General features: G+C 69.3%; 12 protein-coding genes. 11 read left to right on the plus strand and 1 reads right to left on the minus strand.

The window, feature by feature from the left end:
• The first annotated feature begins 9 nt into the window (after nt 1-9).
• Genes ACLQ2T_RS25565 through ACLQ2T_RS25585 form a run of 5 tightly spaced genes read left to right on the plus strand, consistent with a single transcriptional unit; the run spans nt 10 to nt 5,576 of the window.
• Nucleotides 10-1,041: a Gfo/Idh/MocA family oxidoreductase gene (locus ACLQ2T_RS25565; protein ID WP_425768903.1), complete on the plus strand. Its 1,032-nt coding sequence runs from the start codon at nt 10-12 to the stop codon at nt 1,039-1,041.
• On the plus strand, nt 1,029-2,255 hold the full coding sequence (locus tag ACLQ2T_RS25570) for an ATP-grasp domain-containing protein (RefSeq protein ID WP_425768904.1): 1,227 nt from the start codon (nt 1,029-1,031) through the stop codon (nt 2,253-2,255). The genes ACLQ2T_RS25565 and ACLQ2T_RS25570 overlap by 13 nt, the downstream gene beginning before the upstream one ends.
• A gap of 34 nt (nt 2,256-2,289) precedes the next feature.
• Nucleotides 2,290-3,549, plus strand: coding sequence for an ATP-grasp domain-containing protein (locus ACLQ2T_RS25575; protein WP_425768905.1), 1,260 nt, complete (start codon nt 2,290-2,292; stop codon nt 3,547-3,549).
• Complete coding sequence (locus ACLQ2T_RS25580) at nt 3,546-4,898, plus strand: MFS transporter (protein ID WP_425768906.1); 1,353 nt, start codon at nt 3,546-3,548, stop codon at nt 4,896-4,898. Before ACLQ2T_RS25575 ends, ACLQ2T_RS25580 begins: the two co-directional genes overlap by 4 nt.
• A 54-nt stretch (nt 4,899-4,952) precedes the next feature.
• Nucleotides 4,953-5,576, plus strand: a complete 624-nt coding sequence (locus ACLQ2T_RS25585; RefSeq protein ID WP_425768907.1) for a phosphoribosylanthranilate isomerase — start codon at nt 4,953-4,955, stop codon at nt 5,574-5,576.
• Here ACLQ2T_RS25585 and ACLQ2T_RS25590 read toward each other — a convergent pair.
• On the minus strand, nt 5,500-7,113 hold the full coding sequence (locus ACLQ2T_RS25590) for a PLP-dependent aminotransferase family protein (RefSeq protein ID WP_425768908.1): 1,614 nt from the start codon (nt 7,111-7,113) through the stop codon (nt 5,500-5,502). The genes ACLQ2T_RS25585 and ACLQ2T_RS25590 overlap by 77 nt on opposite strands.
• A gap of 519 nt (nt 7,114-7,632) precedes the next feature.
• On the opposite strand from ACLQ2T_RS25590, the gene ACLQ2T_RS25595 reads away from it, so the two are divergent.
• Genes ACLQ2T_RS25595 through ACLQ2T_RS25620 form a run of 6 tightly spaced genes read left to right on the plus strand, consistent with a single transcriptional unit; the run spans nt 7,633 to nt 13,993 of the window.
• Nucleotides 7,633-8,979: a nucleotide sugar dehydrogenase gene (locus ACLQ2T_RS25595; RefSeq protein ID WP_425768909.1), complete on the plus strand. Its 1,347-nt coding sequence runs from the start codon at nt 7,633-7,635 to the stop codon at nt 8,977-8,979.
• A complete protein-coding gene (gene trpD, locus ACLQ2T_RS25600; protein WP_425768910.1) occupies nt 8,979-10,043 on the plus strand; it encodes an anthranilate phosphoribosyltransferase in 1,065 nt (354 codons plus the stop codon). The genes ACLQ2T_RS25595 and trpD overlap by 1 nt, the downstream gene beginning before the upstream one ends.
• 32 nt (nt 10,044-10,075) lie before the next feature.
• Entirely contained in the window at nt 10,076-10,867 is a 792-nt protein-coding gene (locus tag ACLQ2T_RS25605) for an indole-3-glycerol phosphate synthase TrpC (protein WP_425768911.1), read from the plus strand.
• Complete coding sequence (trpB, locus tag ACLQ2T_RS25610) at nt 10,864-12,051, plus strand: tryptophan synthase subunit beta (protein WP_425768912.1); 1,188 nt, start codon at nt 10,864-10,866, stop codon at nt 12,049-12,051. The genes ACLQ2T_RS25605 and trpB overlap by 4 nt, the downstream gene beginning before the upstream one ends.
• Nucleotides 12,048-12,839 (plus strand): tryptophan synthase subunit alpha, encoded by a 792-nt coding sequence (gene trpA, locus ACLQ2T_RS25615; protein ID WP_425768913.1) that lies wholly within the window; start codon nt 12,048-12,050, stop codon nt 12,837-12,839. Before trpB ends, trpA begins: the two co-directional genes overlap by 4 nt.
• Complete coding sequence (locus ACLQ2T_RS25620; protein WP_425768914.1) at nt 12,836-13,993, plus strand: DegT/DnrJ/EryC1/StrS family aminotransferase; 1,158 nt, start codon at nt 12,836-12,838, stop codon at nt 13,991-13,993. The genes trpA and ACLQ2T_RS25620 overlap by 4 nt, the downstream gene beginning before the upstream one ends.
• The last annotated feature ends 1 nt before the right edge of the window (nt 13,994 follow it).

Genomic DNA, 13,994 nt, shown 5'->3' on the forward strand with positions numbered 1-13,994 from the left:
AGACCCCTCATGCAAGGCGATCTTCAGCCGGTCATCGTCGGCTACGGACGAGCCGGCTGTGACCTGCACCATCGCGCATTGCGTCCGCTTCTCGACCCGGGCGACACGGTACTCGTCGTCGATCCACGGCCGGTGCCGACGCAGCCTGGGATCCGGTGGGTGGCGACGCTCACCGAAGCGGCGGACGCCCTGCACGCGATGTCCGTACCGATGCGGCGGGCGGTCTTCCACCTGACCACTCCCCCTGCGGCACACCTGTCCGGAGTGGAGCAGCTCGTCGCGCTCGGTGCCCGACAGGTGATCCTGGAGAAGCCGATCGCCACCAGCGTCGCCGAGGCGCGCCGGATCGCCGACCTGTCGGCCGACATCGTCGTCATGCCGGTGAGTGTCTGGCTGGAGAGCGCCACGACCGCGGTGGTGGAGCAGGCTGTCGCCGCCGGAGAGATCGGCCGGTTGACCGCCCTGCACATGGAGCAGAGCAAGCCCCGGTTCCGCCGGAACCTGGAGACGACCGACGCGCACAGCACGCCCTTCGACGTCGAGCTTCCGCATCAGATGCTGCTCGCGCTGCACCTGGCCGGAGTGGACGCCACCGTCGAGTCCGCCGTCCGGTGGCCGATGTCGTCCTGTGACCGCTACGGGCACGTCATGGGTGGCGCCGCAGTCACGCTGACGCACGGGTCGGCGGTGACCAGCACCCTGCTGTCCGATCTGACCTCTCCGATCCGGCGCCGCCGACTCGTCGTCACCGGTACCCGTGGCCAGATCGTGGCCGACTATCCGCTGAGCTCCGACGACGACTACGGGCAGGTGCGCATCCGTGGCCGTGGCGATCGCCAGATCGTGCAGGATCTGCCGCTGTCGCAGTTCGTGAAGGCCGCGTACGACTCACGGCGCGGTGTCGGCCGCCCGCCCCGCGGCGATCTGGACATGCATGTACGCAGCATCGAGTTGCTCGACCAGGCTGGGCGTACCGCCGTGACCGTTCCGCCTCAGGTGACGCTTCCTCAGCTAACGGAGTTCGCATCATGGCAAGGCTGACCATCATCGAGCCCAGGTCGTCCGGCTGCCTGCTCATCGATCGCGCCCGGGAGCTCGGCCACGATCCGGTGGTGCTGACCGCCGACCGTGGCGAGCGGACGGTCCCCCGCGAGCGGTTGGCCGCCGCGAGCGAGGTCAGGATCGTCGACACCAACGACGACGCAGCCGTTCTCGACGTCCTTTGGAAGTTGCACGACGCCGCGCCGCTGCGCGCCGTCCTGCCCGGCTTCGAGCACTACGTCCCCGTTGCCGCTCGGGCGGCGGCCGACCTGGGTCTGCCGGGGATCGATCCCGATGCGGCGATGAAACTGCACTACAAACATCTGATGCGGCAGGCGGTCACCGACGCGGCTGTGGACCAGCCCGCAGCCGTACTGGTCACCGAACCGGGCGAGGCCGAGGCCGCGGTGACGAAGGTCGGGTTGCCCTGCGTGGTGAAGCCGGTCAACCAGTCCGGCAGTCTGTTCGTCCGCCGGGTGGACACGCTGGACGAGGCCGTGGCCGCCATCGACCGCATCCGCAACCCGGCGTCCACCTATCTGGATCGGCGGACGCTGCCCGTCGCCCTGGTCGAGGAGTACGTACGGGGGCCCGAGTTCAGCGTCGAGGGTTACGTCCACGACGGTATGGCGCACGTCCTGGGCATCACCGAGAAGGTGCTCGGGGCGGAACCCTGGTTCGTGGAGGTGGGGCACGTCGTGCCGGCCGATCTGCCGGACGGCCGGGCAGCCGAGGTGACGGCGTACGTCCGGCGGGTGATCGCCGCGCTCGGTCTGGGGCTCGGCCCGTTCCACGCCGAGGTCCGGCTGGCCGACCGAGGGCCGCTGTTGATGGAACTCGCGGCGAGGCTGCCGGGCGACCGGATCCCGTACCTGCTGTCGCTGGCGCGCGACATCGACATGCACGCGATCACGCTGCGGGCCTACCTGGGTGAACCGATCGGTGCACCGGCGCGTGGCGCCCGTCGACAAACCGCGGGCATTCGTTACTTCCTGCGGCCCGAGATCCGCCGCTTCGCGACGATGACGGTCGGCGGCCGGGTGGCCGACGATCCTCGGGTCAAGGAGATCTCCCTGCTGCATCAGCCCGGCGTCGAGGTGCCGGATCCGGGGAGTTCGTCGGGTCGGCTCGGTTACGTCGTGGCGACCAGCGCGACATATCAGGAGACGACCGCTCTGCTGGACGCGGTGGACGCGGCGGTCGTCTTCTCATGATCTTTTCATCCACCACCTGCCTCAGGAGTTGACCGTGGCCAGTCACATTCTCATCCTCAACCGGTGGAGTAACGAGTTCGGCGAGTATCACCGGTACGTCGACCACCGAAGCAATCGGGTGGCGTATCTGACCACGCCGGCCGGCCGGGAGCCGTTGGACGAGCAGCTCGCCGAGGCGATCGTCACGGTCCCGGATCTCGGCGACACCGCGGCGGTCACCACCCATGCCAAGGACTTGTCCACCCGGTACGGGCGCTTCGACCACATCATCGCGCTGTCCGAGTTCGACCTGGAGACCGCGGCGACGTTGCGGGCGGCGCTCGATGTGCCGGGCAGGAACTCCGCCCAGGTGCGAAAGGTCCGCGACAAGCTGGTCATGAAGCGGCACATCGAGCAGGCCGGGCTGCGGGTGCCGGCGTACGGCCCGGCGAACTCGGCCGAGCAGGTACGCGACCTCGTCCGGCGGGTGGGCCTGCCGATCGTGCTCAAGCCTCGGGCGGGCGCCGACAGCCAGGGCGTCTTCGTCTGCCACACGGAAGCCGAACTGGACAGGCTGCTGGCCGACGAGTCGTTCATCGACTACGAAGGCGAGCAGTTCGTCGAGGGCGGGCTCTACCAGGTCGACGGAGTGGTCCAGGGCGGGCGGCTGCGGGTCGTCCGCAGCTGGCAGTGCCTGACCGGATGCCTCGACTTCGCCCAGGGTACGCCGTTCGGCTCGGTCGCCAACGACGATGCCGAGTTCGAGCGGCGGGTGGTCTCCTACACCGAACGGGTGCTGGCCGCGTTGGACCTCACCGACGAGGTGTTCCACCTGGAGTTCTTCCGCACCACCGCACCGGCCGGCGACGACGAACACGGCGACCTGGTCTTCCTGGAGATCGGCGCTCGTGCGGGCGGCGGCCAGGTGCGGTTCGTCTGGCGTGACGTGTACGGCGTCGACCTGATCGATGCCTCGGTCAGGTTGCAGATCGGCGCCGAGTTGGAGCTGCCCCCGATGGACCTCGGCACCGTGGCCGGCTACCTGATGATGCCGGAGCCACCGGTACGCCCGGCGGTCGTCCACGCGGTCAGCTCCCTGCGGGGCCGGGTGGACGACCTGTACGACGAGACGCTGCCGCCGCCTGGCGCGATCCTCAACGGCACGGGCGGTGCCCGCCACACGGCCGGCACGTTCCGGTTCCGTGCGCCCGACGCCACTCGGGTGAAGCAGGCGATCTCCCGGGCCATCGAGTTGTACGAGCTCTCCTGGTCCCCGGCGGAGGCAGAACGCGACGGCACCGGAGCGCACGGGTGAGCCGGGACCCCGGCAGCGATTCGCTGCTGTCCGACCCCCCGGCGGCCGACCGGCCGCCGGAGGTGGCGGCATCGTTGTGGCGCCATCCGGATTTCCTTCGGCTCTGGGGAGCGCAGACCATCGCGATGCTCGGTTCCCGAGTGACCGAGCTGGCGCTGCCGCTGACCGCCATTCTGCTCCTGGACGCCGGCCCGACCAGCCTGGGCCTGCTCAACTTCGCCGAATACCTGCCCTTCACCCTGGTCACGTTGTTCGCCGGGGTGCTGGCCGACCGCTACCGGCGTCGAGGGCTGCTCATCGGTGCGAACATCGGCCGGGCGTTGATCCTGGCGGTGGTGCCGATACTCGCGCTGACCGATCAGTTGTCCATGTCGGCGCTCTACGTCGTGGCCTTCCTCGTCGGGGTCCTGACCTCGCAGTTCGATGTCGCATACCAGGCGTACGTGCCGGTGCTCGTGTCCCGCTCCCAGCTCGTCGAGGCCAACTCGAAACTCCAGTCCACCCGGTCCATCGCCGAGACCGGCGGCAAGGGTTTCAGCGGTGTGCTCATCCAGGTGTTCACCGCTCCCGGCGCCATCATCGTCGACTGCCTGACGTATCTGGTCTCAGCCGCGTCGCTGCTGGCCATCAAGACCCCTGAACCACGTCGTCCGGTCAGCTCCCGAGGATTCAAGGGCGTGTGGAGTGAGATCGGCGAGGGGTTGCGGGCAACCCTCGGTCATCGCATTCTCCGCTCCGTCCTCCTCCAGGCCGCGTGGTTCAACCTGTTCCACGATGTCGTTCTCGTGCTGTTTCCCCTGTACGGCCTCAAGGACCTGGAGCTGACGCCGGCGCTGCTCGGGTTCATCATCGCCTCGGCCAGTGTCGGCGCCTTCGGCGGTTCGCTGATCGCCGGGTGGCTGGCGCGTCGCCTCGGGATCGGCCCGGCCATGGTCATGGGCGTGCTGACCTCGGCACTCGGCCTGCTGGTGTTGCCACTGGCCGCCGGCCCGCCGATGACGCAACAGCTTCTGCTCGGCGCGGGATACGTGATCAGCGGGGTGGGCATCACGATCTTCAACATCCACTCGGTGGCACTGCGCCAGGCGATCATCCCCAACCGCCTCCTTGGGCGGGTCAGTGGCACCTACCGTTTCGTCGCGTGGGCGGTCATCCCGATCGGTGGCCTGCTCGCCGGTGTCCTGGCAAACGTCCTGAACGCCCGAGGCGCTCTGTTGATCGCCGGCATCGGCCTGCTCGTCGGGGCGGTGGTGTTCGCGTTCACCCCGGCCGGGCGGATCGCCGAGGCACCAGACGGTACTGAGACCGCGACACCCACCGAGCTCAAGCGTTCGGGCGATCCGGGGTAACCGATTCAACCGGGCCCGCCGGACGATGGAGAATCAGACGACGAAGGAGGAGGCTTGTTCATCAAAGTCTGCGGCCTGCGGACCCCGACCGATGTCGCCGCCGCCGTGCAAGTCGGGGTGGACGCGGTGGGCTTCATGCTGACGGAGAGCGTTCGTCGAGTCACCCCGGCGGAGGCCGGTCGCCTGGCAGCCGAGGTGCCGCCAGAGGTGCTGACCGTCGGGGTGTTCCGCGGTGAGCCGGTCGACGTCATCCGCGACTGCGTGAACACGGCCGGTCTTCGCGCGGTGCAACTGCACGGCGACGAACCTCGCAGTCACTACGAGGCACTGCGCGACCTCGGGGTCACCCTGATCCGGGCCACATCGTTGGCGAGCGGTTCCGACCTCCAACCGGGCTCGTACGGCGAGGACATGCTCATCATCGACTCACCCCAGCCGGGTTCCGGCAATCAGTGGAACTGGTCCTCCCTGAAGACAGCACCGGTGACCGGGCGTTGGATACTGGCCGGTGGCCTCAACCCCGGCAACGTCGCCGCCGCGGTCACGACACTGTCTCCGTGGGGCGTCGACGTCTCCAGCGGTGTGGAGGTGCGCCGCGGAATCAAGGAACCGCTGCTGATCGCGGAATTCGTAGCGGCTGCCCGATCGAACGGGTCAGACTCGCCCCAGTCCGAGTAGGTTGCCGGCGCGCGTGCTGGGCATATGCCTCACCGACCCGGGCGATCGCCTCGTTGATGTCGCTGGGCCGTACCGCCGAGTAGCCGATGACCAGCGCAGGGCGGGCGGCGACACCCGGGGTCTCGGCAAGACGAAAGTGCGCGCCGCCGCGCAGCAGGACCGACCGGCGCAGGGCTCCTTCGACGACGGCCGCCTCGTCGACGTGGTAGGGCAGTTCGATGTAGACATGACGGCCGGCCGACGACCCCCTGATGCTCGCACCGGGCAGGTGTCGCCGTACCGCCTGGGCCACGGTCTCCAGCCTGGACCGGTACCTCGGACGCAGCCGGCGCAGGTGCCGGTCGAGCAGACCCGCGCGCAGGAACTCCGACACGGCCAGTTGAGTGATGCTGTCAGAGCCCTGGTCCGAGTTGGCCCGCGCGCGTTCGACCGCACGGAACAGCCAGTCCGGCAGGGCGAGCCAACCGATCCGCAGCCCGGGAGCGAGCACCTTGCTCAGGCTTCCGCCGTAGACGACCCGTCCCGGATCGCTGCCCTGGATCGCCGGGGGCCGTTCACGCTGGTCGAACCAGAACTCGGTGTCGTAGTCGTCCTCGATGATGATCCCGTTGACGTCACTCGCCCACTTGAGCAGCGCCTGCCGGCGTTCGAGCGACATCGTGCCCCCGGTGGGGAACTGGTGCGCTGCGGTGACCAGGACAGCACGGACACCACTACGGGCCAGGGCATCGATGTCCACGCCGTCGGCATCCACCGGTAGGGGCACCGCGCACATACCGGTGTCGCGGATGAACTGGAACTGCTTGCCGCTACCGGGATTCTCGACGCCGAGCCGGTCGATGCCCATCGTCGGCAGGGTCCGACAGATCAGACCGAGGCCGTGGGCGAAGCCCAACGTGACCATGGTGTGGGCAGGTTCCACCCGCACGCCCCGCACCCTGCCGAGGTAGCTCGCCAGTTCCGTGCGCAGCGCCGCGATGCCGGATATCGGCGGGTAGCTCAAGCCGTCGTGACCCAGGCTCTGCGTCGCCCGCTGGTAGCACGACAGCCATTCCTGCATGGGGAAGTTCGTCACGTCCGTCGCGCCGACACGCAGGTCCCAACGTACCGCCGGTGCGGGCGGCCGGTCGAGGATGGAACCCCGATCCACGGTGGCGACGGGGCGGGCCGCGACGCGGGTGCCCGATCCCTGAACGGATTCCAGATATCCCTCGGCGCTCATCTGCTCGTACGCCTCGACCACCACACTGCGCGACACCCCGATGTCACGAGCCAGCAGACGGCTTGACGGCAGGGGCACACCGGGCAGGAGAGCACCACTTCGAATCTTCTCCTTGATGGCGCTCTGGATCTGCCGGCTAAGCGGCTGATCGACGTCCCTGCGAACGCTAATTGTCAGGTGCCACGGCATTCCGGATTTTCCCCCTCCGCATGACAGCGTCGCCCCAGGCGTCCGCTCATCGGATGCCCGTGCGGAAACTTCAGGTCGATCGCCAATGATCGGATCCGATGAACGCGGCCCCACCCATAACGGCACGCCGGCGTGGATTCTAACGTCGCCCCTCAGTCGACGCCGGACCGGCACTAACGAACAGCAGAGACGACCTGTCCGGTGCCGAGGATTCCTCCGCGGGCCGGGCTACCCATAGCGCGTTATTTGGCCGAAACCGCCGGGGATGACCACAACTCGCAGCGAACGTCGTCGGACCCCGTGCACCCAGTGAGCCATTGGCCTCCGACCACCAATGCCCACTTTCTACGCTTTGGTGGTCGGTTTGGCGGTATGAGCATCAACGAAAAGGGGTCACTTTCTATCGGTCAGCGTCAATCGCTGCCCAGTTGGCAGGAAGGAAAACCATTCCGGCCGAGAAAAGATTGACCATTACGCGGACGACGCCCAGCTCACCGCCGACGATTCGAGGTGTACGCCGACCCTGGTCTGCCGACGTCCTGCTTCAGTGGTCTGGGCCCTGCTACCGGCCGGCTGATTGAATCTGGCCGGCACTCAGTGGCCGAGCATTCACGCCCACCGCTTGGAGCTGTACGAATGGTTAGCATGGTCAGCTCACCCACCGAAACCAGGGTTCCCGACCCGCCGGTCGGCGCCGATATCGCGGTGTCCGACTTCGACCGACGCATCGCCAGCCGGAAGGCGGTGGTCGGCATCGTCGGGCTCGGTTACACCGGCTTGCCGCTGGCTACCGGGTTCGCCGCAGCGGGCTTCTCGGTGGTCGGCCTCGATACGGACGCCGAAAAGATCAACGCAATCGTCCGCGGCGAGTCCTACCTGCCCGACGTCTCGGACCTGGAGCTGGAAGAACTGCATCCACGGCTGTCGGTGGGCACCTCGCCGGACACGATGGCCGTGGTGGACGCCGTGGTCGTCTGTGTCCCGACACCGACCAGCGACGGCGTCGCCGACCTCTCGCATGTCGACGAGGCCCTTGCCGCAGTGGTCCCGCACCTGCGGCCGGGAACGTTGCTGGTGCTCCAGTCAACCATCCCGCCGGGCACCACGTCCGCCGCGGCTCGTCGGCTCGCCAGCGAAGGCGGCATCCGCATCGGTGTCGACCTCTACCTGGCGATGGCGCCGGAACGGATCAATCCGGCGAACGCCGACGGCTGGCGAATGAACAACACGCCCAAACTGGTCGGCGGCTTCACCGCCGAGTGCACCCGCCGGGCGACGATGCTGTTCGAGCAGGTCTGCGAGCGGGTCCACCCGGTCTCCAGTCCGGAGGTCGCCGAGCTGGCGAAGGTCTTCGAGAACACCTTCCGGCTGGTCAACATCGCCCTGACCCTCGAACTGTCCGACCTGTGCCGTCAACTGCGGATTCCGGTCCGGGAGGTCATCGACGCGGCGGCGACCAAGCCGTACGGCTTCCTCGCGCACTATCCGGGTCCCGGAGTCGGTGGCGAGTGCATTCCGGTCGACCCGCTCTTCCTCCAGCCGTTGGCGAAACTGGCGGGCACGGACCTGAGCCTGGTCCAGGCCGCACACCGACGGATCGCCGAGCGTCCCAGCCAGGTCATCGACCGGATCGGGGAACTGCTCGTGGCCCGGGGGCGAACGATCCAGCAAGCCCGGGTGCTGATCGTCGGCGTCAGCTACAAGGAGGGCGTCGCCGACCTGCGCAACGCACCGGCCCTGGACATCATCCGTGGGCTGCGGCGCCGCGGCGCGATGGTCAGCTACTACGACCCGCTGGTGCCGTCGATGGTCCTCGACGGCCAGGCCGTGCCCGTGGCGTCCTGGACGCCGAAGGAACTCTCGGCGCAGGACTGCGTCGTGCTGGTGACCCCACACAATCGCATCGCGGCAGACCCGCACTGGAGCGCGGCACCGCTGGTGCTGGACACCCGCAACGTGCTGGCATCGGCCGAAAACGTCGAAATCCTGTGATGCCGGCATCCCGATCCCTGGAGCAGGTCGGCGGGTCGTTCATCCGATCGGCCACCCGGGCGGCCGTCGCGGGCCGGGACCTCGACGCGGCCGAGGCCACGCAGGCCCTGGCCGCCGTCTTGCACGGTGCCGATCCCGCCGACACGGCGGCCCTGCTCACCGCACTGGCCGCCAAGGGCCCGTCCGCGACCGAGGTCGCGGCGACTGTCCGGATCGTCCTCGCCGTCGCGCCCCCCGTGGCCTGGACGGGTCCCGCAGTAGACATCGTGGGAACCGGCGGGGACGGCAGTAATTCGATAAACATCTCCACGGTCGCCGCCCTGATCGCCACGGCCGCGGGCGCCACGGTCGCCAAGGCCGGCAACCGGGCCGCGACCAGTCGATGCGGCAGCGCCGACCTGCTGGAGGCGGTCGGGGTGCCGGTGGACCCCTCCCCCGACATCGTCGAGGCGCTGCGCCTGCACCGTTTCGCCTTCCTCTTCACTCCCGCCGTGCACCCGGCCATGCGGGCGTTGACGCCGCTTCGTCGGCAACTCGGTTTCCGTACGATCTTCAATCTGTCTGGACCGCTGGCGAACCCGGTGCCGCTGACCGCCCGCCTCCTCGGCGCGGCCGACGCACGCGAGCAGGAAGTCCTCGCGGAGGCCGCGGCCGAGTTGGGCAGCACGCCCACCTGGGTCGTCCGCAGCGCCTCCGGCCTGGACGAGCTGTCCACGGCCGAGCCCAACACCGTCATCGCGGTCGCGGACGGCCGGACGGAGACCTTCCGCATCGACCCCCGCGACCTGCCGGTCGCGCCGGCAGGACTGGACGACCTGCGCGGCGGCGACGCCCGGCACAACGCCGAGATCGTCAAGGGCATCCTCGCCGGCACCGCGCCGCGACCCGTCACCGACACGTGCCTGCTCAACGCGGCCGCAGCGCTGCGTCTCGCCGGCCTCACCGAGGACCTCACCGACGGGCTGGAACTGTCCCGGCAGGCGATCACCACCGGGCGGGCCGCCGCCCTGCTCGCGGCTCTCCGCCGTGAGCCGACGGCCGCCACCGAACGCGACTCGCGATGACGCGGTCACCACTACCGAGCAAGGAGTTCCGCATGCATCTCGACGACATAGTCGCGGCGAAGCGGTCAGCCTGGTCAGGTGCGCGAACGCCGGTGTCCAAGGCGGGCGGCCGTGCCACACCCGCCCGTCCGGGCGCCTTCGCCGCCGCCCTGAACGGCACCGACGTGGGCATCATCGCCGAGGTCAAACCGAAGTCGCCGTCCAAGGGAGACCTGCTGCCACTCGCCGAGGCGGTGCCGCTGGCACGCACGTACGCCGCAGCGGGCGCTGCCGCGGTGTCGGTTCTCGCCGACACCCCCTACTTCGGCGGCTCGCCTGACCTGGTCGCGCAGATCGCCGACGACGCCGAGGTCACCGTCCCGGTGCTGTTCAAGGACTTCCTGGTCGACGTACGGCAGGTGCAGCTCGCGTACGACTGCGGTGCGGACGCGGTGCTGGTCATCGTCCGGGCGGTCGACGACGCCCTGCTCACCGATCTCCTCGCGGCCGCCGGCGATCTCGGGCTCGACGCGCTGGTCGAGACGTTCACCGAGGAGGAGGTGGATCGGGCCCTCCGGGCCGGCGCCCGGATCATCGGCGTGAACAACCGTGACCTGCGCACCTTCGAGGTCGACCTGGACAACTCGATGCGGCTGCGCCGGCTGATCCCGCCGGCCGTGCTCACGGTGAGCGAGAGCGGGTTGAACACCGCCGCCGACCTCGCCCGTATCGGCGCGCAGGGCTTCCACGCCGCCTTGATCGGCGAGAGCCTGCTGACCAGCGACGACCCGGCGGACAAGCTCCGTTCGCTGCGCGGTGCCCCGATTGCGCAGGCAGTGCGATGAGCGGGTGGTTCGGCGGGTACGGCGGCCAGTTCGTCGCGGAGACGCTGGTGGCTCCGCTCGAGGAGCTGGAGGCGGCGTACCAGAAGGCCCAGGCCAGTGAAGAGTTCCTCGGCGAACTGGACGACCTGTTGACCAGGTTCGTCGGGCGCCCCACCCCGCTGACCAGGCTTCGCAGGTTGGGGGTCGAGGCCAACGGCTGCACGCTCTGGCTCAAGCGGGAGGACCTGACCCACACCGGCGCACACAAGATCAACAACGCGGTCGGGCAGGCCCTACTGGCCCGACGCATCGGCAAGCAACGCATCATCGCCGAGACCGGTGCGGGACAGCATGGCGTCGCCGTCGCGGCGGCCTGCGCTCACCTTCAGCTCGACGCGACCATCTACATGGGACGTGTCGACGCCGAACGGCAGGCGCCGAACGTGCAGCGGATGGAGTTGCTCGGGGCCGAAGTCCGCCTGGTCGACAACGGCACGGCGACGCTCAAGGACGCCATCAACGAGGCGATCCGCGACTGGATCGCCCACCCCGACTCCACCCACTACCTGCTCGGGTCGGTGGTCGGGCCGCATCCCTTCCCCACGATCGTGCGCGGCTTCCAGTCCGTCATCGGTCGGGAGGCACGGCAGCAGTTCCAGGACACCGTCGGCGGTCTGCCCGACGCGGTGGTGGCCTGCGTCGGCGGCGGCAGCAACTCGGTCGGGATGTTCAGCGCGTTCCTCGACGACCCGGTACGCCTGATCGGCGTACAGGCTGCCGGTGAAGGGCTGGGGCCGGACGGCCGGCACGCCGCGCCACTGCTCTACGGTGAGCCCGGTGTCCTGCAAGGTACCCGCACCTACCTCCTTCAGGACGACGACGGACAGATCCTGCTGACCCACAGCGTGGCACCGGGACTGGACTACCCCGGCGTCGGACCGGAGCACAGCTACTTCAAGGACACCGGCCGGGTCGAGTACCGGACCGCCAGCGACGACCAGGCGCTCGCCGCCTTCGCGCTGCTCAGCCGCGCCGAGGGGATCATCCCCGCCCTCGAGTCCGCACACGCGGTGGCGGGCGGGCTCGAACTGGCCGAGGAACTGGCGCCAGGCAGCAACATCCTGGTGAACCTCTCGGGACGCGGCGACAAGGACCTGGTCAGCGCGCTGGCGGCGCTACGCGAGCGGGATGGAGCAGATCAGTGAAGCGACTTGAGCAGGCGTTCGCGGACAGCCATCGGGAGACCGCGCTGGTGGCCTACCTGACCGCCGGCTACCCGAGCCTCGACGAGACCGTCGATCTTGTCGACGCAGCCTGCGCGGCCGGAGCGGACATCATCGAGCTGGGTACGCCGTTCTCCGACCCGCTCGGCGACGGTCCGGTCATCCAGGCCACCACCCAGCAGGCCCTGCGCGCCGGCGTGACGGTGGCGGCGACGCTCGACCTCGTCGCCAAGGTGCGGGCCACCGGCAACGATGTGCCGATCATGCTGATGGGTTACTGCAACCCCTTCCTCCGGTACGGGTTGCCGAAACTCTTCGCCGACGCCGCATCGGCCGGTGCCGACGGTTTCATCGTCCCGGACCTGCCCGCCGCCGAGAGCACGGACTGGCTGGTGGAGGCGGAACGGCACGACCTGGGCCAGGTCTTCTTCGCCGCTCCGGGCAGCAGTCCCGAGCGGCTGCGCCGCACGGCGCAACGGTCCCGCGGCTTCCTGTACTGCCTCGCCGACAACGGGGTGACCGGGGTCCGGGACCGGCTCGCCGACGGTATCGACGCCTACCTCGCCCGCGTCCGCGCCGTGGCGACCACGCCCGTCGCGGTGGGCTTCGGCATTTCGCGACCGGAACACGTCGCCGCCCTCCGGGGCAAGGTCGACGGCGTCATCGTCGGCAGCGCCCTGCTCAAGCGGATCGCTGAGGCCGACACCCGGCAGCAGCGGATCGCGGCGACGACGGCCCTGATCAGTGAGCTGAAGGAGGCGTGCCGATGAGTGCTCCGGCGACGGCGTCCGCGACCGCAGTGCCGTTCTTCAGCGGCGCGGCATCGATCCGGCGGGACTGGGCTGGGCTCGCTGCCCGGCTGCGTACGGTCACCGCCACGGGACAGTTCACCTTCGGACCGGTGGGCGGCGAACTGGAACGGGCGATCGCCGAGCGTACCGGCGCCCGGCACGCGGTGGCGGTGGGCAACGGTACGGACGCCTTGATCATCATGCTGCGGGCGGCGGGGATCGGGCCCGGCGACGAGGTGATCGTTCCCGCGTACACGTTCTTCGCCAGCGCGTCCTCGGTGCTGCACGTCGGCGCCAAGCCGGTCCTGGTCGACATCCAGCCCGGTTCCTACGCGTTGGACCCCGAACGGGTCCGCGCCGCCGTCACGGACCGGACCCGGGCCATCATGCCGGTGCACCTGTTCACCCAGATGGCGGACATGGTGGCGTTGGGCGAGCTGGCCGACGAGTACGGCCTGCAACTGCTGGAGGACAGCGCCGAAGGCATCGGCATGCACATCGACGGCCGGCACGCCGGCTGTTGGGGCCGGGCCGGCGTGCTCTCGTTCTTCCCCACCAAGACCCTCGGCGCCCTGGGCGATGCGGGCATGCTGCTCACCGATGACGAGGAACTCGCCGAGACGGCGCGCCGACTGCGCTGCCACGGTCAGCTCAGCGACGGGTCCTACGAGTACCTCGAACTCGGCTACAACAGCCGCTGCGACGAGGTGCAGTCCGCTTTCCTGCTGTGGCGGCTGGAGACGCTGGACGCGGAGATCGCCCGCCGGGCCGAGGTGGCGGCGCGGTACGACCAGCGGCTGGCCGACCTCACGCCGCTGGTTCGTACGCCCTGGCTCGCTCCCGCCCGCAAGCAGAGCAACCTCGTCTACTACGTGTATCTGATCGAGTGCGAACGGCGTGACGAGTTGGTCGCCTACCTGACCGCGCACGGTGTGGGCACCGAGGTGTACTACCCCCGGCCGCTCACCGAGCAGCCCTGCCTGACTACCCGTGCCGGGGTGGATCAGCCCGTACCGGTCGCGAAGGCGGCCAGCCGGCGTGCGGTCGGACTGCCGATGTATCCCGACCTGACCGACGAGCACGTCGACCGGGTCTGCGACCTGATCCACGAGTTCTACCGGGAGCAACCGTGAC

It is taken from the genome of Micromonospora sp. DT229, from assembly GCF_049844505.1.
Lineage (GTDB): Bacteria > Actinomycetota > Actinomycetes > Mycobacteriales > Micromonosporaceae > Micromonospora.